General features: G+C 42.3%; 14 protein-coding genes. 5 read left to right on the top strand and 9 right to left on the bottom strand.

What is annotated here, in order from left to right; genetic code table 11:
• Positions 1 to 2 precede the first annotated feature (2 nt).
• The 7 genes from ACOVQQ_RS11990 to ACOVQQ_RS11960 form a co-directional block, all read right to left on the bottom strand.
• Entirely contained in the window at positions 3 to 509 is a 507-nt protein-coding gene (locus tag ACOVQQ_RS11990; protein WP_421818406.1) for a hypothetical protein, read from the bottom strand.
• 3 nt (positions 510 to 512) lie between these two features.
• Positions 513 to 887, bottom strand: a complete 375-nt coding sequence (locus ACOVQQ_RS11985; RefSeq protein ID WP_421818405.1) for a DoxX family membrane protein — start codon at positions 885 to 887, stop codon at positions 513 to 515.
• A gap of 407 nt (positions 888 to 1,294) precedes the next feature.
• Positions 1,295 to 3,208, bottom strand: coding sequence for a beta-L-arabinofuranosidase domain-containing protein (locus ACOVQQ_RS11980; protein WP_421818404.1), 1,914 nt, complete (start codon positions 3,206 to 3,208; stop codon positions 1,295 to 1,297).
• Positions 3,205 to 5,373, bottom strand: coding sequence for a GH92 family glycosyl hydrolase (locus tag ACOVQQ_RS11975; RefSeq protein WP_421818403.1), 2,169 nt, complete (start codon positions 5,371 to 5,373; stop codon positions 3,205 to 3,207). Before ACOVQQ_RS11975 ends, ACOVQQ_RS11980 begins: the two co-directional genes overlap by 4 nt.
• Positions 5,364 to 6,728 carry a sugar porter family MFS transporter gene (locus tag ACOVQQ_RS11970; RefSeq protein WP_421818402.1) on the bottom strand — a complete coding sequence of 455 codons (1,365 nt, stop codon included), beginning with the start codon at positions 6,726 to 6,728 and terminating at the stop codon, positions 5,364 to 5,366. Before ACOVQQ_RS11970 ends, ACOVQQ_RS11975 begins: the two co-directional genes overlap by 10 nt.
• Positions 6,721 to 7,557 (bottom strand): sugar phosphate isomerase/epimerase family protein, encoded by an 837-nt coding sequence (locus ACOVQQ_RS11965; protein WP_421818401.1) that lies wholly within the window; start codon positions 7,555 to 7,557, stop codon positions 6,721 to 6,723. Before ACOVQQ_RS11965 ends, ACOVQQ_RS11970 begins: the two co-directional genes overlap by 8 nt.
• A 2-nt stretch (positions 7,558 to 7,559) precedes the next feature.
• A complete protein-coding gene (locus ACOVQQ_RS11960) occupies positions 7,560 to 8,387 on the bottom strand; it encodes a phytanoyl-CoA dioxygenase family protein (RefSeq protein ID WP_421818400.1) in 828 nt (275 codons plus the stop codon).
• Positions 8,388 to 8,547: 160 nt separating this feature from the next.
• Here ACOVQQ_RS11960 and ACOVQQ_RS11955 point away from each other — a divergent pair, with 160 nt between their 5' ends.
• The gene (locus tag ACOVQQ_RS11955; RefSeq protein ID WP_421818399.1) at positions 8,548 to 9,384 is read left to right on the top strand and encodes an AraC family transcriptional regulator; all 837 of its coding nucleotides are present in this window, start codon (positions 8,548 to 8,550) and stop codon (positions 9,382 to 9,384) included.
• Between the two features lie 4 nt (positions 9,385 to 9,388).
• Here the strand turns inward: ACOVQQ_RS11955 and ACOVQQ_RS11950 are convergent, their stop codons facing one another.
• Positions 9,389 to 11,800, bottom strand: a complete 2,412-nt coding sequence (locus ACOVQQ_RS11950) for a TonB-dependent receptor domain-containing protein (RefSeq protein WP_421818398.1) — start codon at positions 11,798 to 11,800, stop codon at positions 9,389 to 9,391.
• A 635-nt stretch (positions 11,801 to 12,435) separates the two neighbouring features.
• On the opposite strand from ACOVQQ_RS11950, the gene ACOVQQ_RS11945 reads away from it, so the two are divergent.
• Positions 12,436 to 13,959: a DNA recombination protein RmuC gene (locus tag ACOVQQ_RS11945; RefSeq protein WP_421818397.1), complete on the top strand. Its 1,524-nt coding sequence runs from the start codon at positions 12,436 to 12,438 to the stop codon at positions 13,957 to 13,959.
• 83 nt (positions 13,960 to 14,042) lie between these two features.
• Complete coding sequence (locus ACOVQQ_RS11940; protein WP_421818396.1) at positions 14,043 to 15,050, top strand: superoxide dismutase; 1,008 nt, start codon at positions 14,043 to 14,045, stop codon at positions 15,048 to 15,050.
• A gap of 82 nt (positions 15,051 to 15,132) precedes the next feature.
• Here ACOVQQ_RS11940 and sucC read toward each other — a convergent pair whose 3' ends face one another.
• The gene (sucC, locus tag ACOVQQ_RS11935) at positions 15,133 to 16,326 is read right to left on the bottom strand and encodes an ADP-forming succinate--CoA ligase subunit beta (protein WP_094486911.1); all 1,194 of its coding nucleotides are present in this window, start codon (positions 16,324 to 16,326) and stop codon (positions 15,133 to 15,135) included.
• A gap of 531 nt (positions 16,327 to 16,857) precedes the next feature.
• On the opposite strand from sucC, the gene cas1 reads away from it, so the two are divergent.
• Together cas1 and cas2 are read left to right on the top strand one after the other, a co-directional pair.
• Positions 16,858 to 17,739, top strand: a complete 882-nt coding sequence (cas1, locus tag ACOVQQ_RS11930; protein WP_421818395.1) for a type II CRISPR-associated endonuclease Cas1 — start codon at positions 16,858 to 16,860, stop codon at positions 17,737 to 17,739.
• Positions 17,730 to 18,059, top strand: coding sequence for a CRISPR-associated endonuclease Cas2 (cas2, locus tag ACOVQQ_RS11925; RefSeq protein WP_298148799.1), 330 nt, complete (start codon positions 17,730 to 17,732; stop codon positions 18,057 to 18,059). The genes cas1 and cas2 overlap by 10 nt, the downstream gene beginning before the upstream one ends.
• The last annotated feature ends 106 nt before the right edge of the window (positions 18,060 to 18,165 follow it).

Genomic DNA, 18,165 nt, shown 5'->3' with positions numbered 1-18,165 from the left:
AACTAATCTAAATGTTCGACTACTTCGATATTATTGCCTTCGATAACGCGACTCAAATCGCCTTGAATGGTGCTAGAAATACCTGAATATAACTTTACTTGCTTGGTTTCGCTGTTGGTGATTCTCAGACCAGCGGTAGTCGAACCCGATCCGCGATCGTGTTGTTCGTAAATGACGTACTGGTCGTCGCCGATTTTAAATCGAACCAACTCAACATCAACTTGTTTTCCGTTACTTAAAAAAGCTACCCGGTGGGAATACTTAAACTGTTTCCAACTATTTGGTTTTGGTTTTGGATATTCGTTCTTATCACCTTGCGGATTCACTAAACGGAATTGCAAATAGTAATCGGTTTTATCTTTAAGCAGTGCAATTTCTTCGCCAGTTTTAGCTTTGAAACGCAAAATGGCTTCTTCGTTTTCAGCTAATATAAGTTGCGCGTTACTGAATTGGGTCAGGAAAAGAAAACCGACTGCAAAAAGTGTTTTAAAAGAAAAAAGGTGTCTCATAGTTTAAAAAAGTGGTTTGATTTTCTCGCGGTCGGTGATTAAAATATAAATGTCCATAAGTAAAAGCGGTATCGCGAGTGCTAATCCGCTTGGTTCAACGCTTGCGCAGAAGGCATTGATTCCGATTAAGATTGGAAATGATACAATTGCACCTAAGGCCCGAAAACGAGGAAAAAGAAGTAAAATACCGCCGAGAATTTCGCCGATACCGACTAAGGGCATCAACCAAGAAATTTCGACAAATGCGGCAAAATCTTTTTGCATTTCAGGATTCATTTGTTCGGGCATGGGCATGTATTCTAAGAATTTGTTTAAGCCGCCATTCAAGAACATGAGACCTAAAATCCAAGCTGCAGCAAGTGTTGTGATTTTTTTCATGGTTTTTATTTTCTGAATGCTAACGTAGTAAAAATTTATTAAGAGTGTGTTTTATTACTGTAAAAAAAGCAATGAACAGCAAAAGTTCATCGATATAAGACTTACGTTTTAAAGATAACACGGGGTTTTGGACCGCTGTAACCGTTTTGTTTTCGACGTTTTTTAAATTACGGAACTTGCTTTTTTGGGAACGTCCGCTGGTAACGATTTCCCACGAGCGATTGCAGTGGATAGCTTGCCGCAGAAAAAGTTACTTTTTGCGGAAGTTTAACGGCGACAGCGAAAGCCGGAAAAACGACCTAGCAAAAAGTGCTTTTTATGTGGCAACTAGAAACGAAAAGCGCGGCCTGCCCGACCCGATTCACTTTAAAACGGGCAGGCGTGGCATGAATAACATTTATATTATTTTAGTTTTGAATCGTAAACCCGACCTGTCGTAAAATTGTTTTTCCGAAAGGAACTAGAGCAATCTTCTCGATGCGCTTTGACTTGGAATTGAACAAACGAACCACAATTTCATTTTTCTTGAACTTTGCCTGATGCTTATCGATGAAATGGTACTGAATTGTTTCGGTTGGCTGATACGTTAAATCTGTAAACTTAGACGCGTAGGTACGACCTACAATTTCTTGGCCATCAATAGATTTCGCATACAATAAAGCTCCATAAGCAAAATAGTGTTCATTCTTTGCGCTCTTTTTAATTTGAACTTCCGTTTTGAATTCGAGTTCAATTAGGTCGTCTTCTTTAAAAGTGCGTTCAATCTTTATGTAGTTGTCGTCGTACACAAAACGCTCGTTTGTAAGCACTTGCGTTGCCCATTCTGGCTTACGAATTTTGATTACCAGACTGGTTGGCGCACTCAAACGTATACGAAACGTCATTTTATTTTCATACGGATAATTGGTTTCATTGATAATTTTGACAGAACTTCCGTTTACCTTGGTTTCTAAAACGTTAGGCATCAATAGCGTAGCCACGAGTGTCGACTCGTTTTCACGCATCCACGAGTTTTGAACGAAGTAAGGCGAAATTCTTCCGGCATTCGGATTGCAACAAACAGCAACATCTTGATGTGCAGCCGAATACTTGTAGCGCGTTTGTTTGCGATCGGGTTCTACCTCACCGTTTTTCGTGCCCAGCATTTCAAACGAATTATCGGTTTTCAAATAAGCAATGCACGATTTCTCTAGATGTCGCGACCCTTGAGCCGCATTGTAAAAGATGTTTTCAACCTCATCGGCCACGAGAGCCGAGCCTGTTTTTTGCAGGAGCAAACAATAACTGTCAAGCAATTCTTGAAGCGAACAATATTCGTAACCGGTATGCGACGCGTCGGCCGTGCGTTGGGCAATCCATTCATCGCCGATAGCACCACCTGAAACCGTAACAACCGACTTAATTTTTTCCAAATACCGACTTAAAGCAGCATCTAACGCACCATCTTTTGCCGCATATTTTGCAATAATTAGCGTTCGAATATGTTCAAAAGTGTGTACGCCGTGCGATTGCAACAGATATTTGTCGTTTAGAACATTTTTGAGTTGCGCATCGGCTTCGGTTTGGAAAGTATTGGAAAAATCGCGGTATAAAAACAAAGCGTACTCGCGGTATTTTTCGTTTTGTGTGTGAAAAAAAAGGCGTTCGAGCACATCGGTAAAAGTGAGTCCGTGCGATACGCCGCCGTTAAAACCGGTTCCCGACGAAAACGGACTCGAATTATGTATCGGATACGCTTGCATAACATTGTCGACAGCACGTTCAACAGCTTCAAAAACTGTTTTATCGTTTGCGTATTCATAATACGCTAATAAACCGCGATACAGTGTTGCTTTTGCCCACAATTCGCCGTTTTCCGATTGAAATTGGTAGCGTAAATCTTTGTCGTAAATTCCGAGATACCCGTCGGCATCTTGCGTTTCTATTATGCGTTTTACGTACGCCTGAACTTTTGCAGTGCCATCTACGTCGCCTAACAGCAAGACATTTCGCAAATAACCGTCCCACCAATTCGATTGGGTTTCGCTGTTCCACCATTTGTACTGATCGTCGCCCGCTGCATCGCCCTCTTTCATATTGCCTAAATCTTTGGCTTTGGAGTGTTTGCCCAAACGTTCGCTGCCGTAAATCGGATCGTTAATGAGTTCTGGAACAATTTTATCGAGATTTCCTACAAAACCCTCAATATCCGCCTGCATTTGCGTGCGCAACCAACCTTGTGGCTTCACACTTCCAAAAGGCAAGCTTTGAAATTTCTCCGATTGTTGCGCTTTCGCGGAAAGAAACTGAACTAAAAAAATGATGATTACTATTTTTTTCATTGTTTTTGCATTTCAAATTCGAGTGTGCCGCCTTGTTGAATTTGTTGGTGAGAAATCTGATTATCCGTACGTTTTGTACCGTTTAGATAACAATCGTTTCGGTAAATCGTATTTTTGGTATAGCCTTTTGCTTTTATGAGAAATTCGGTTCCGGAATTCAGCAACAGTTTAGCTTCTTTTAATTGTGGAACGCCCAAAACAAAAGTTCCGCTGGCTGGATTAACCGGATAAAAACCCAAAGTTGATAAAATGTACCAAGCGCTCATTTGCCCGCAATCGTCGTTGCCTATCATGCCATCGGGCGTGTTGTTGTGAAAGTCGTTGATTACTTTGTGAATATACTTTTGTCCGACTTTTGGAGTATCGGTAAAAGCGTAGAGATAAATAATGTGGTGACTGGGTTCGTTGCCGTGTGCATATTGCCCGATCATGGCTTCCTGACCGAGAAATTTGTTCGGATTTAAAGCTTCTGTGGTGAAGAATTCGTCGAGTTTCTTTCGGAATGCGGTTTCGCCACCAAGCAAAGTTCGCACGCCCGGAATATCGTATTGCGTTGGCGTCCAGAAGTATTGCCAAGCGTTGGCTTCGGTGTAATCGCCTGGATTGTTTAGTGGCGAGGTAGCAGTTAACGCATCGAAAGGCGTGCGCCAATTTCCGTTTGTATCCTTTCCTCGAAAAAAGCCCGTTTGTACATCAAACAGATTTTTATAATAATTACTTCTTTTTTCGAACTCTTTTTGTTCGGAGTGCTTTCCTAATTTGCGTGCCATTTCTGCTACACACCAATCGTCGTAACCGCTTTCTAAAGTTCGAGAAACCGCTTCATTATCGAGCTTATCGAACGGATAATACCCGTAAGCATTGTACAATTCCCAATCGGAATTTATGTGCGATTTCGTGGCTGTTTCGTACATAGCTCTAAAAGCTTCTTCTTTGTCAAAACCGGAAAATCCATTGTCTACGGCATTCAAAATCATCGGAATGGCGTGATTTCCGATCATGCAGTAATTGTCTTGTCCCCAGGCCGTCCAAATCGGTAAAAAACCTTTGGCTTTGTGATGAAGTAACATGCTGTTAACGATGCCGTTAATTCGTTCTGGAACCACCAGTTGCAGCAATGGAAAAGCGCCTCGATAAATATCCCAAATAGAAAGTGTGCTGTAATATTCGTTGTTGGGAGCGGTTGCCATTTTGTCGTCTGCTCCGCGATATTGTCCGTTCACGTCGGCGATGTTCGATGGTTGCAGTAAAACGTGATACAAAGCCGTGTAAAACAACTCCTTTTGCTTTTGACTGCCTGAAATTTCAATCCGATTCAAATACCGATTCCAAGCGGCTTCATTGGCTTGCCGAACTTCTTTAAAATTCCAATGCGGCAACTCGGCTTGCATATTTTCTTTTGCATTAGAAACAGAAACCGATGAAAGTGCAATTTTTACCAACAATTCGCGCTTGTTTTCTAGAATGAAATCGAGCAAAAATTTCGGTGCTTTATTGTTGGGTTTTCCAGTCACTTTCGTAGAAGACTTGAAAGCTTGTGAGAATGTGAGTGTGAAGAAATACGATCGATTCACCCAATTTTGTGTGGAACAATAGCCGGAAATGGTTGAATCGTTTTCAATGCGAACATCGCTCTCCACGACTAAACCTTTCGGATTATTTTCGTCGAAAACAAATCGAAGTCCGTGTTGGGTATCAACAAGCACTTGGGCTTCTTTTTCTGGAAATCGATATTTGTGTAAGGCTACGCGATCGGTACAGGTAAGTTCAACAAAAACCTCGTCTTTTTTGCGAAGCGCGTAGTAACCAACGGCTGCTTTCTCGGTCTTTTTGAAATAGGCGTTTTTCAATTTTTTCTTTTTCGGATTTATGGGTAACAGCAGAACATCGCCCATTTCGTTGATTCCCGTTCCACTAAAACGCGTCTGTGAAAATCCGAGTAATAAAGTGTCTTTGTACTGATATCCGCTGGTATGATTCCAGCCGTAATCTTTGTTATCTGGGCCAGGTTGCACCATTCCAAAAGGCATCGACGGACCAGGAAATGTATGTCCCGTGCCGTCGGTTCCGATAAACGGATTTACGTGTTTGCTGTTTTTCTGCGAAAGCGAAAGCTGTGTTACAAGCAAACACAGCAGCGGTAAAAAGCACTTTTTTAGTTCCATAACGACTCCATTTGTTCTAAGGTTTTGTTTTTGGTTTCAGGAATACGCTTCCACACAAAAAACACTGAAAATAAGCAAATTATCGCGAATAAATAAAACGGAAAAGCTCCGTTAAAGTAGGAATCTAACGATTCGTTGGCAACCAAAACGGGGAAGAACTGCGTGACTAAAAAATTAGCAATCCACTGAATAAAAACGCTGATTGCCAAAGCCAAACTTCGAATTTTTGAAGGAAAGATTTCCGACAACAACACCCAAACTACTGGCCCCCATGAAACGCTAAATGAGGCCATAAACAGCAGTAAAAACGGCAGAATCAAGTACGATACTACGGTGTAAAAGACACAAATTCCGACGCCGAGTAACCCCACAGTCATGCCCACAGAACCTATAAGTAACAGTGGTTTCCTTCCCATTTTATCCACCCATTTAATAGCTAATAAGGTAAAAATGAGATTCACAACGCCTAAAACACTGGTTTCTAATAAGGACGCGTTGGCCGAACTACCTAAATTCTTGAAAATTTCCGGCGCGTAGTACAATATGGCGTTTATACCGCAGAATTGCTGTAAAACCGACAAAACAACTCCGACAAAGAGCGCTTTTCGAAATGTGGGTTGACAGAGCGACTTCCACTGATTATTCGAAGTTGTTCCTGCATGTTCATCGATTTCACGACGAGCCGCCTCCGCCTCTTCCCTACTGTTAATCCGATCTAAAACCGCCTGCATTTGCTGGTATTTTCCTTGCGTTGCTAACCAGCGTGGACTCTCAGGAATCAAAAACAAACAAACTAAAAACAAGATCGATGGCAAGAGTTCCGAACCGAACATCCAGCGCCAACCGGTGGTCAAATTCCACTGTGTATCGCCTTGTAATGCAATAAAATAGTTCACGAAATACACTAGTACAATGCCAAGCACTATGGCCAATTGATAGTTTGCCACAAGCGCTCCACGTTTTTTAGCTGGCGCAATTTCGGCCAGATACATCGGTACAACCATTGATGCTAAGCCAACTCCCACGCCACCAACGATTCTGAAGAAAACAAAAACGCTAAAACTCTCTGGAATGGCAGTTCCGACGGAATTTACCGTAAAAAGCACTGCCGAAATGAGCATGGTTGGTTTGCGTCCGTAGCGACTGCTCAACGAATCGGAGAAAAAGGCACCGATTAAACAACCCACCAGCGCACTCGATATTGCCCAACCTGTTTCGACGGCCGTTAGATCAAAATAGTTGGTTAAACTTCCGATAGCGCCCGAAATCACTGCCGTGTCGTAACCAAAGAGCAAACCGCCTAATGCCGCACTGAATGTGATGTAACGCAAATATTTTTGATTGGAACTAGGCATAACTCGAAAGATTTTGTTTCAAAAATTGCTTGAATTCATTATTGATATCCCATTGATTGACAAAGGGTTTTTGCGAAAACGGCTCTTGCGGTAGATATGGAAACGGACCAAATTCGGGCGTTATGGAAAACACGGCTTTGGAACGATGTAGCTGTACGATTTCCTTCCACCACGCCAAAAATTGTTGCACGTGTGAATCCCATTCTGGTGCAAACGGATGGTTTACTTGAGGCGCTTGCTGCCAACCTACTCGCGCATGCAAATGTCTGATTCTCGGAAATATTTGTTTCAAAAAATGCGCTTGTCCTTCGAGCATGCTTTCTGAAACAACGCAGAAGTGAGATAAATCGCCTACCAATTCCAAATTGGGAAAAATATCCAAGTACGGAATTAAGGATTTGGCATGAAATGAAAATCGGCCGCGGTGAATTTCGTGGTAAATCGGAATTTGATACTGCTTTGCGAGCTGAGTAGTTGCTTCAATACAATCGCAGTTTTCATAGAAATCGAAATAATCGCGACCCGTATGTGAATTCACGAAAGTAGGTTGTAGTTCCAGCAAATACATTAACCGATCGCTCATACGTTGTTTGTAGGAGTCGACTGGTTCGTCTCGAAAACCCAAGACTTGCTGGGCAATGAACATGAATTCGGGATTTACGCTTTCGCGGATGTTTTGCAGTGCATGTTTAAACTCGCGAACAAACGAATCGCTGTTTGGAAAATTGATTTCCACGCCGTCGTAGCCATTTTCCACAACTTTCGAAAGAAAAGCCTCTGCTGAAAGCTGTTCTTGGCCCCAGAACGGAGCGATGTATTTTAGTTTCATGGCTATTTCGAGGAGTATAAAATCGGGTTTAAAGGCGTATCAATTTCGCGAGCTACCTCAGCTCCCGGACACCATTTATGCCAATCGGTTTCCTGATTCTTATTTTCCGGCTGCTTCAAAATCATGTTTTCGTCCATGTAAAGCACCGTCATTACTTTTCGCATTTCGTTGGTCGTATTGGCTCCCGCACGGTGAAAAACCCAACCCGAATGAAAACTGATTTCGCCCGCATCGAAGGCTTCGATAACGTGCTCAAAATCGGTTACACGTAGTTTCTTTTGGATGATTGCTTCGCTTTCGTCGCCAATAGCTAACTCCCGACCTTCAACCAAACGATGACTGCCCGCGCTGAATTCCAACGGACCCATTTCGAGTGGCGTTGCCTGAAGCGGAATCCATGCTGTAATGGTTTTATCACTCGACAACGGCCAGTAGTATTGATCGGCGTGCCAAGGCGTTATTCCTCCCCCCGCTTCTTTAAACAAGGCCTGATCGTGGTACAAACGCGCTCCTGAAGTTTGCATTAAATCGGCGGCAATTTTCGCAATTCGTTTACTGAAAACCAATTCTTTAACTACGTCGTTCTCAAGCCATAGATTAAATAACTGTAAGAAAGCTTTACCGTAAGTAGTTCGATCTTCTAAAGCGGTATGTTCAGTGTTCATTTTTGCTACCTGCTCCGAAATTTGCTCGTTAAAAAACTGCAAGGTTTCAGAACTCAACACCTGCTTGACTTTGATGTAACGATTCGTGTCGTAAAAAGCTATTTGCTCTGGAGTTAATTCCACGAAAGTGTTTAACTCTTGTTTGATGTGTGCCGGAACTAGCATTTGCGTATTTTTTGTGTTTGTAATCAGTTTTAGAAATGAAAGTTGTTCTACAATTCAAAACTAGAGTAAGCCCATACGATCAAATACCTTAAAATTGACAAAATCTAACACTATATTGAATTTTTAACTAGCTTTATCTCTCTAAAAATTCATAATAAAGTTGAGGGCGTATTTAGAAGACATTCCATTAGAGAAAGGCCGCCAAAGCTTGTACGCCTACCGATTTGAACTGCCTTTTTTTGAATTCAAATGGCATTATCATCCGGAGTATGAATTGACGTATATAGTTCGCGGATCCGGATTTCGATTGGTTGGCAACAAGTACGAAACCTTCGAAGCCGGCGATTTGGTGCTCTTGGGAAGTCATGTACCACACACCTGGTCGAGTAAGGAAATTGCGGGCGAAACTGTTGAAGCCATCGTTGTACAGTTCACGCCTGCCCTATTTGAATCGCTCGGAAATTTACGCGAATGTGCCCGAGTGAAGTTGGTATTAGAAAACGCATCTAGCGGCTTAGCTTTTCAAGCTTCCGCGGAATGCATCAACGATTTGGAAGAAGTGATACAGCGAAAAGACTTCGGGAAAATTGTTCAATTGCTGCTAGTTCTAGACCGATTAACGCAATTATCTTCTCGAAGAATCGCTCCCAATGCGGCGCACGTAACAGTAAGCAAACAGCACGAAATGCGAATTAACAAAGTGTGCTTGTACATTCAAAATCGGTTTGCTGAGCCCATAACTTTGAAGGAAGTGGCCGAACTAATTTTTCTGACGGAAAGCAACTTCTGTAAGTTCTTCAAAAAAGCAGTAGGGAAAACGTTTTCCGATTACCTGAACGAAATTCGGATTAACGAAGCAGCACGACTGCTGTTGCAAACTGATCAATCTGTAGCGCAAATAGCCAACGACTGTGGGTTCGAAACGCTAAGCTATTTCAATCGGGTTTTCTTACGGAAAAAAGGAAGCGCTCCTACAGCGTACCGTAAATTACATTAGTGTTTTACGACCCTAAGCGATTTTGCTCGTCTTCTAAGCCGGTTGATCGTTCACGCATTTTCTTTACCGAATCGCTACCAAATTTGTAACTCACGTTTAAACGTACCTGCCGACTGTCGTAACCACCGTCGCCACGAATCGCTAAACCACCAAATTCGGTATTTCCGTGCCAAGGCGAGGTAAATAGAATATCTGAAAATGCGAGTCGGATATTGAGTTTTTTCTGAAGTAACAGTTTCTGAAACGCCACATCTAACGAACCAATTGACGCGGTGCGATACGTTCCGCCCCAAACGGCAGGCGACGAATACCAACCCGAAACTTCAATGGTGTAATCTTTAGGTAACGAAAAGGTGTTTTGTCCGTAAAAGCTCAAGGTTTCTTGTGTTAACGGAACAAACTCTGGACTGTTGGCTGTGTATTTACTCTGAAATGCGTTCACACTCGCATACACATTCCACCAATCTTTAACATTAAACGGATACGAAATACCCAAGTTAATAACTTCTTGATTGGCAACGTTTTTAGTAGTTAACGAACCTTTCGTTTCATCCACAATTTCGGTTACTTGAGCGAAGAAATCGGTTACATAAGTGTACGTTAAACTGGTGTTTAGCGTGTATTTGTACGTGTGGCTAAACTTGAGATTGTGTGTGTATTGCGGACGCAAAAACGGATTTCCTTGTTGGAAATTTAGTTCATCAAGTTGAAACTGAAACGGATTTAAAGTTTGGTAATTCGGACGTTCGATACGACGCGAGTAAATCAGTGCCCAAGAGTGATTTTGATTGGCCGCATACGTTAAACCTCCGCTCGGAAATAAGTCGGTATAGCTGCGTTTCACCACTTGGTTTTCCGAAACCTGATTGGCAGTAAGCTCGCCTTTCGATTGCGTATTCTCGGCGCGCAATCCCATTTGAAAGTTAAATTTTCCAATGTCGCGACTAAAATTCACGTAAAGTGCATTCACATTCTCGGTATAGTCGAACGCATTACTTCGATTCGCATCAAAAACCGGTATGCCGTCTTCAAAATCGAACAAATCGAAAACATTCGTTGTTTTTACCAACGAGAACTTACCTCCAGCGCTGAACTTTCCTTTCAAAAGCGGTTGCTCATAATCGATTTTAGACGTGTAAATATCGATGTCGGTTGGCGTTATCTGTCGCGTAATCTGACTGCTCAGCATTTCGGTTTCCGTCGGGTTGTAATAAATATTTGGCTGATACGAATCGCGATCGCTGCTGTATAAACCGTAATCCACGTCGATATTTAATTGATGACCAAGCGAATCTTGATATTTGTAGTTTACGTTGGCATATAAATTCTTGTTAGTTGCCTTTGCAATGTTGTTGGCGCGCAATATACTGTCGGTACGCATTGGGTTTAGCAAACCAATGGGCGTTCGTGTATTTCCGTAGTTGTAATTGTTGTTGAAATTCCCCGACACTATCGCTCCGAAAGTATGCTTACTGTTTGCGGAATAATCGTAACCCATTCGGAAATTGTTAGCGTTAACACCTGATTCGGTTGTTCCGCGCGAGTTCAAAAACAATCCGTTTTGGGTTCGGTACAAGTTTATGAAACTATAATTACGCCCGAATCGATTGCTGTAATTGGCATAAAAGTTACCGTATTTACTGCGGTTGTTGATTGTAACCGCATTAACCGTTGTGGCAAACTCGCCAATATTTAAGCCCGTAGATGCACTACCGTTGGTACCGTACAACTTGCTTTTCTTGAGTTTGATGTTGATGATACCTGCCGTTCCCGCGGCATCGTATTTTGACGACGGTTGTGTGATCAGTTCTATGGCCGAAATATCGGTTGCTTGAATGGTTTTCAGGAAATCGGTTAAATCCGAACCACTTAAAAAGGATTGCTTTCCGTCGATGTAAATCAATACGCCCGATTTTCCTTCGACAATTAAATTATCGTTATTGTCGATAACCACGCCCGGAGTTTTTCGAAGCAATTCAAAGCCTGATGTTCCGGTAGCGTTAATTGTATTCTCAACTTGAAAAACGGTTTTATCGGCCTGAACTTTAACGATTGGCTTTTTTTGGCTGATTACGACTTCGGTAAGTTGCGTCGATTTCGGTTTGAGTTCAAGCGCTCCTAAATCGGTATCGGCGGTAAGCGCAATGCTTTTCCGGATTAGTGTTTCGGCGGCTGTCGCTTCGATTCGCAGATTGTATGTGCCGGCAGCCACATTGGTAAACACAAATTGAAATTGTTCGTTAACCGAAGTTGTAGCCACTACTTTGTTTGCAGCGGTGCTTAAAGTTATAGTTATGGGCAGGTTTGCTTCGGCGGCCGAATCTATTTTCCCCGAAAGAGTAAAACCAGAATTTTGTCCGTGAACAAGCGAAGTTAGTAGAAGGAAAAAGACAAGTGTGCAGCGAAATACCGACATAAGAAGAGAAATTTTAAAGCGCTGCAAAGAACGTACTTTTCCGTGGGTAAAAATCTAAAAAGCACTAAAAAGAAGTTATCGTTTTTCGTAGATTCTGGACAGTAGCCCTTACGAGGTACTATTTCCAAATCGCACCGTTTAAAGATACTTTTCAAAGTTACTATAGAGGATATTTCAATGAAGTTCGGGAATACTTTTCGGTTTGACGTTTGATTAATGGAGAATTTGGCAAAAGGGGATTATGAGATAAAAATGATACTCACCTGAAAATATGCGGTTTTTCCGTAATGCTATGTCGATTTTTTTCGGGAAATTCGCCCGAAACGGGAAGGGGAAAACGGGTTAATCCCAACGAAAAAAAAACGAAACACGGTTACGGAAAAACCGCATATTTTTAAAAAAATTTCGCTGTAATTTAGCAGCTTCTTGCGTCGAGCACTATGTTCCCTTAGCGATTGGACGAAAACCCTTGTTGCTGAAAGCCGCTGCAAAAGCCAAGTGATTACGGCGACCTCAGAAGCCGAAAGAACTTGAGCTTTTGCCGGATTTTGGCGACAAGGTTGTAGGGAAAGCGCGACGGCGTCGGAGGCACGACCCGCCGGAAGGGCAAAAAAAACAAAAGACATCTACACTTTATGACGATACTTACTTTACTGGGCGTACTTGCCGTTTTACTGTTACTGGTTTTGCTGTATTTGCAACTCCGACCGAAAAGCGAAACGAAAATCGACGAGCGTTTTCAACAGTTTGAACAAAAATTAAATCAGACGGAACAGGTTATTCGTGAGGAATTTCGAGCAAACCGCCAAGAAGCTGCGCAAGTTGCCGCCACTACACGTACCGAAACGAACGAACGCTTGGATAAATTTTCGCTGCGCATAGACGAGAACAATACCGCAAACCGCGAGGCACAACAACGCGCACTACAGCAATTTGCTGACAGCCAAAAACTTAAATTCGATGAATTACTGCTCGTGCAAGAAAAACTGGTGAAAGATACGGTGGCACAACTTGAGAAAGTGCGATACAGTTTGGAAGAAAAACTAACCGAGATTACACGACACAACTTGGCCGATCAGGAGAAGATGCGCGAATCTATTGGTTTGGTTTTCAAAGAGTTTAGAGAAAGTTTTGATAAAAACGTAGCCTCGTTTAACGAACTGCAACGCGAGAAATTCGGTCAGCTTGAACAAAAGCAAACGGAACTGATCGTGGGTACCGAAAAGAAGCTGGAAGAAATGCGTTTGACGGTCGACGAAAAGCTTACCAAAACCTTAAGCGATCGTTTAGGAGAGAGTTTTGAAACGGTTGGAAAACAATTAATTGAAGTTCAGAAAGGATTGGGTGAAATGCAAACCATCGCCACCGATGTTGGCGGTCTGAAAAAGGTTTTGAGCAACGTAAAATTGCGCGGTGGCGTTGGCGAAGTGCAGTTAGCGATGATCCTGGAACAAATATTAGCACCATCGCAATACGACTCGAACGTGAGAACAAAATCGGGCAGCAACGAACCGGTGGAGTTTGCCATAAAATTGCCCGGAAGAACCGAAGACGAAAACGGATTTGTGTACCTGCCAATCGATGCAAAATTTCCGAAAGATGCCTACGAACACCTACTTGCCGCCTACGAAAACGGCAATATAGAGGAAGTTGAAGTGGCGACAAAAAATTTAGAAACCACCATTAAAAAAATGGCAAAAGATATACGCGACAAGTATCTCGATCCGCCGAAAACAACCGATTTTGCGATTATGTTTTTACCGTTTGAGAGCATTTATGCCGAGGTAATTCGTAGAAGTGGCTTGGTGGATCAGCTGCGTGACGAATTTAAAGTAACCGTTGCCGGACCCACCACTTTAGTAGCCTTGCTCAACAGTTTGCAAATGGGCTTCCGTACGCTTGCTATCCAAAAACGAAGCAGCGAAGTTTGGAAGGTATTGAGCGAAGTAAAACGCGAGTTTACCACTTTTGGCGACTTACTCAACAAAGCAAAAAATAACATTACCACGGGATTAGGTCAATTAGATACCGTTTTAACGACCCGTAGCAACCAGATTGAACGCAAGTTGCGCAATGTGGAGAGTTTGCCATTGGGTTCGGAACAATTGCCATTAAAAGCATTGGATTTAGACGCAGACGACACGTCGAAAACCGAGTAACCAAAGTACGAACACAACGTTAATTTGTATCCATAACTTTAATTTTAGCGATACCTTCGCATAGATTACAAACCACTATTGAGATGAAAAAACAACTTTTGAGCGGGATTTTAACCGTTTTCGCAGTGGGCATAAGTGCGGCACAAACGCCCTTTAGCCTACCTCCACTACCCTACGACGTTGCGGCTTTGGAACCTTATATTGATTCGCAAACCATGACAATTCACCACGATAAACACCACCAAGCCTACGTCACGAATCTCAACAAAGCGGTGGCAGCCGAAAATTTAGGAGCACTGAAGTTGGAAGACTTATTGAAATCGGTTTCTAAATATTCGGATGCGGTGCGAAACAATGCCGGCGGACATTACAACCACAGTTTGTTTTGGACGATTTTAACCCCTAATAAAGGCACACAACCGTCGGCTCGTTTACTTACTGCCATTAACGAACAACTCGGTGGATTAGACAGTTTGAAAATTAAGATGGAAGCCGCTGCAACCAAACGTTTTGGCTCAGGTTGGGCCTGGTTGAGTGTAGACAGCAAGAAAAAGCTCTTTATTAGTTCGACTCCTAATCAGGATAATCCGTTGATGGATGTAGTCGACCAAAAAGGAACGCCCATTTTAGGGATAGACGTTTGGGAGCACGCATATTATTTGAAATATCAAAACAAGCGTCCGGATTACTTGAAAGCCATTTGGAACGTCATTAACTGGGATGAAGTGAGTAAACTATACGATGTGGCAGCACCTAAAGGAAAGTTCGACGATTGGCCGCAGATTAAAGATTTCCACAAAACGATGAGCCAAACGTTTCATCCGAGCGAGGAAGGAAACTTAGAACCGTTGAAAACCCGCAGCGGCGAACTGGTTTTAAAAGCTGAAGCGCTGGCTAAAAATCCGATTCCGGCACCATACGCTAAAAAAGAAGTGAAAAAAGCAGTAGCCGATTTGGTAAAAGGAAGTAAGAAACTCGATAAATTGGTGAAATCGAAAGCTGCTGATGCTACCTTAACGAAAGAAATTACGGCATTACACGACGTTTTCCATACCATCGTTGGATTGTGCAGTTCGGAAGATGCACATTAAAAGCAAGTTCGAAGTTCAGTAAAACAAAAAATCCCGATGCCAAAAACATCGGGATTTATTATTTATGACTTTACGTTAAGGATTAACTCAACGCCTTTTGTACCTGATCAGCAGCTTCTTGGAATTGTACTGCAGAAAGGATTGGCATTCCAGAGTTATCAATCATTTCTTTCGCTAATTCGGCATTGGTACCTTGTAAACGAACGATGATTGGCACTTTAATACTGTCGCCCATATTTTTATAGGCATCGATAACTCCTTGTGCTACACGGTCGCAACGAACAATTCCGCCAAAGATATTGATCAAAATTGCTTTTACGTTCGGATCGCGAAGGATGATACGAAATGCTAGCTCAACGCGTTTTGCATCGGCTGTTCCACCTACGTCAAGGAAGTTTGCAGGTTCAAAACCGGCGTACTTAATTAAATCCATGGTGGCCATAGCTAAACCAGCGCCGTTCACCATACATCCTACGGTTCCGTCGAGGTCAACGTAATTCAAACCTGCAGCTTTCGCTTCTACTTCGATCGGATTTTCCTCGCGAACGTCGCGTAATTCAGCCAAGTTCGGATGACGATACAAGGCGTTGTCGTCGAGATTTACTTTAGCATCTACAGCGATAATTTTATTGTCGGATGTTTTCAAAACAGGGTTGATTTCAAACATCGATGCGTCAGAGCCAATATAGGCATTGTACAAAGCTTGTACGAAGTTTACCATTTCTTTGAAAGCAGTTCCAGACAAGCCTAGGTTAAAGGCAATCTGACGCGCTTGAAACGCTTGTAAACCGTATGCTGGGTCGATTTCTTCGGTAAAGATTAAATGTGGAGTGTGTTCAGCAACTTCTTCGATATCCATACCGCCTTCGGTAGAGTACATAATCATGTTGCGACCTTTGCTGCGGTTAAGCAAAACCGACATATAGAATTCTTTAGTTTCGCTTTCGCCTGGGTAGTACACGTCTTCTGCGATAAGCACTTTGTGTACGCGCTTTCCTTCAGGTGGTGTTTGTGGCGTGATGAGGCTCATTCCGATGATTTGTTCGGCGAGCTCTTCTACTTGTTGCAGGTTTTTGGCTAATTTAACGCCACCGCCTTTTCCGCGGCCTCCGGCATGAATTTGCGCTTTAATAACGTGCCATCCGGTACCTGTTTCAGCAGTTAATTGTTTCGCAACTGCCACAGCCTCAACCGGATTGTTTGCTACGTAACCGCGTTGTACTTTAACTCCGTACGATGCGAGAATTTCTTTCCCTTGGTATTCGTGAATGTCCATATATTGCTTTTAATGGGTATGAAGTGTCGCAAAAGTAAGGATTAAGTTTTTAAAGTTAGAATAGTTTTAAAAGTTTTAAAACTCGGATCGTTGGAAACTTGATTTGTAACCCGATTGGCTGCCCGTATCGCGATAAATTGCTGGAACTTCATCCCCAAAACAAGGTGTTCATTGCGTTCTGGATGATCGTTTTTTATTTGGGGGTGCCGGCGGTGCAATCGTAGCGCTTCGCAAACGTTTCGCTGAACCGCCGTCGCGCCATTCGCTGTATCTTTTTTGCTTTAGCAGTAGTGGAAACTCCGTAGCGCAAAAAAGTATGCCGCTGCTGTCGCTCACCCGGGGGGACGTAGTTGAGAAGATTGGTTTTAAAAACAACAACAATTAGTGTAACGGATTAAAGAACTTACTTTAGGCGATAATCCATTGATATCTGCACCACAAATGATTTTTACAAAAACACATTTTTAAAAAAAGGCATAAGTTTTGTTGATTGAGTTATAAATAACCTATTAACAACCAATTTTTTAACTTATGATTAAGCGAAGTGTAATTATTGAAAGTAAAAGTTCATTAACGGTTTCGAATAACCAATTGAACATCGTTTCAGAAATGCGAAGTGGCAGCGTACCTATTGAGGATTTAGGGTATTTGGTACTCGATCATCATGAGATCTATATAAGTATGCCTGCGCTTGTGGCATTGAGCGACAACAATGTGGCGACCATTATCTGTAATAAAAATCATTTACCTCAGGGAATGTTTCTAAGTTTAAACGCCCATCATATCCAACAAGAGATATTTTCTAGTCAGATACAAGCATCTGCCGCTTTAAAAAAGAATTTGTGGCGACAAACCATCGTAGAAAAGATTACAAATCAAGGCTTACTTCTTAAGCAAGTCAGAAATGAAGAAAATCATTTTCCTTTTTTAGCCAATAAAGTTCTCAGTGGAGATAGTAGCAATATGGAAGCTGTTGCTGCAAGTTTTTATTGGAAACACCTCTGGGAAGCCGATTTTAAGCGCGAGCGGCACGGCGACTTCCCCAATTCATTCTTAAACTATGGTTATGCGATTTTGCGAGCCGCGGTAGCACGATCATTAGCTGCCGCAGGACTATTGAATACTTTGGGTATTCATCATAAGAGTAAGTATAATGCTTTTGCTTTGGCAGACGACATTATGGAACCCTTCCGCCCAATTGTCGATGAAATTGTAGTTAATCTTGTAAGTGAAGGCATAACAGAACTTACACGCGAAGTAAAGGTAAAGTTTCTTGATATGTTAACCCGAACTGTCTACTGGAAAGACGAAGTTTCTCCGCTAATGGTAGCTATTCAGAAAACATGTCAGAGTTTACGTCAGTGCTATGACGGTGATCGAAAAAAGATAAAATATCCGCAGTTATGGAATTAAACGCCTACAGAATTATGTGGCTATTTGTTTTTTTTGATTTACCGACCGAGACTAAAAAGAATCGGCGGGATGCCTCGATATTTAGAAACGCTTTATTAAAAGACGGATTTAGCATGATGCAATTTAGTGTATACATAAGGCATTGTGCCAGTGGCGAAAGTGCCGATGTGCATGAAGCACGTGTTCGGCGCTTGTTGCCCGAATACGGCAAGGTTAGCGTACTAAGAATAACGGATAAGCAATTTGGCAACATCATGAACTTTTGGGGTCGTGCACCTGTCCCAAAAGAACCGCCACCGATGCAATTGGAATTGTTTTAATTAAAAAAACGCGTCAATTTCGGGTTATCAAGCCGCAAAAGATGCGTTTTTATCACGATAATTTAACTTTAAAATCAACGATATCAAAGGCTTACAGCCGCGCTAA

Origin of the sequence: Flavobacterium sp. (genome assembly GCF_049240005.1) — a bacterium.
Taxonomy (GTDB): Bacteria; Bacteroidota; Bacteroidia; order Flavobacteriales; family Flavobacteriaceae; genus Flavobacterium.
The sequence above is the reverse complement of the archived record's forward strand: the minus strand, read 5'-3'. Positions and strand labels throughout refer to the sequence as shown.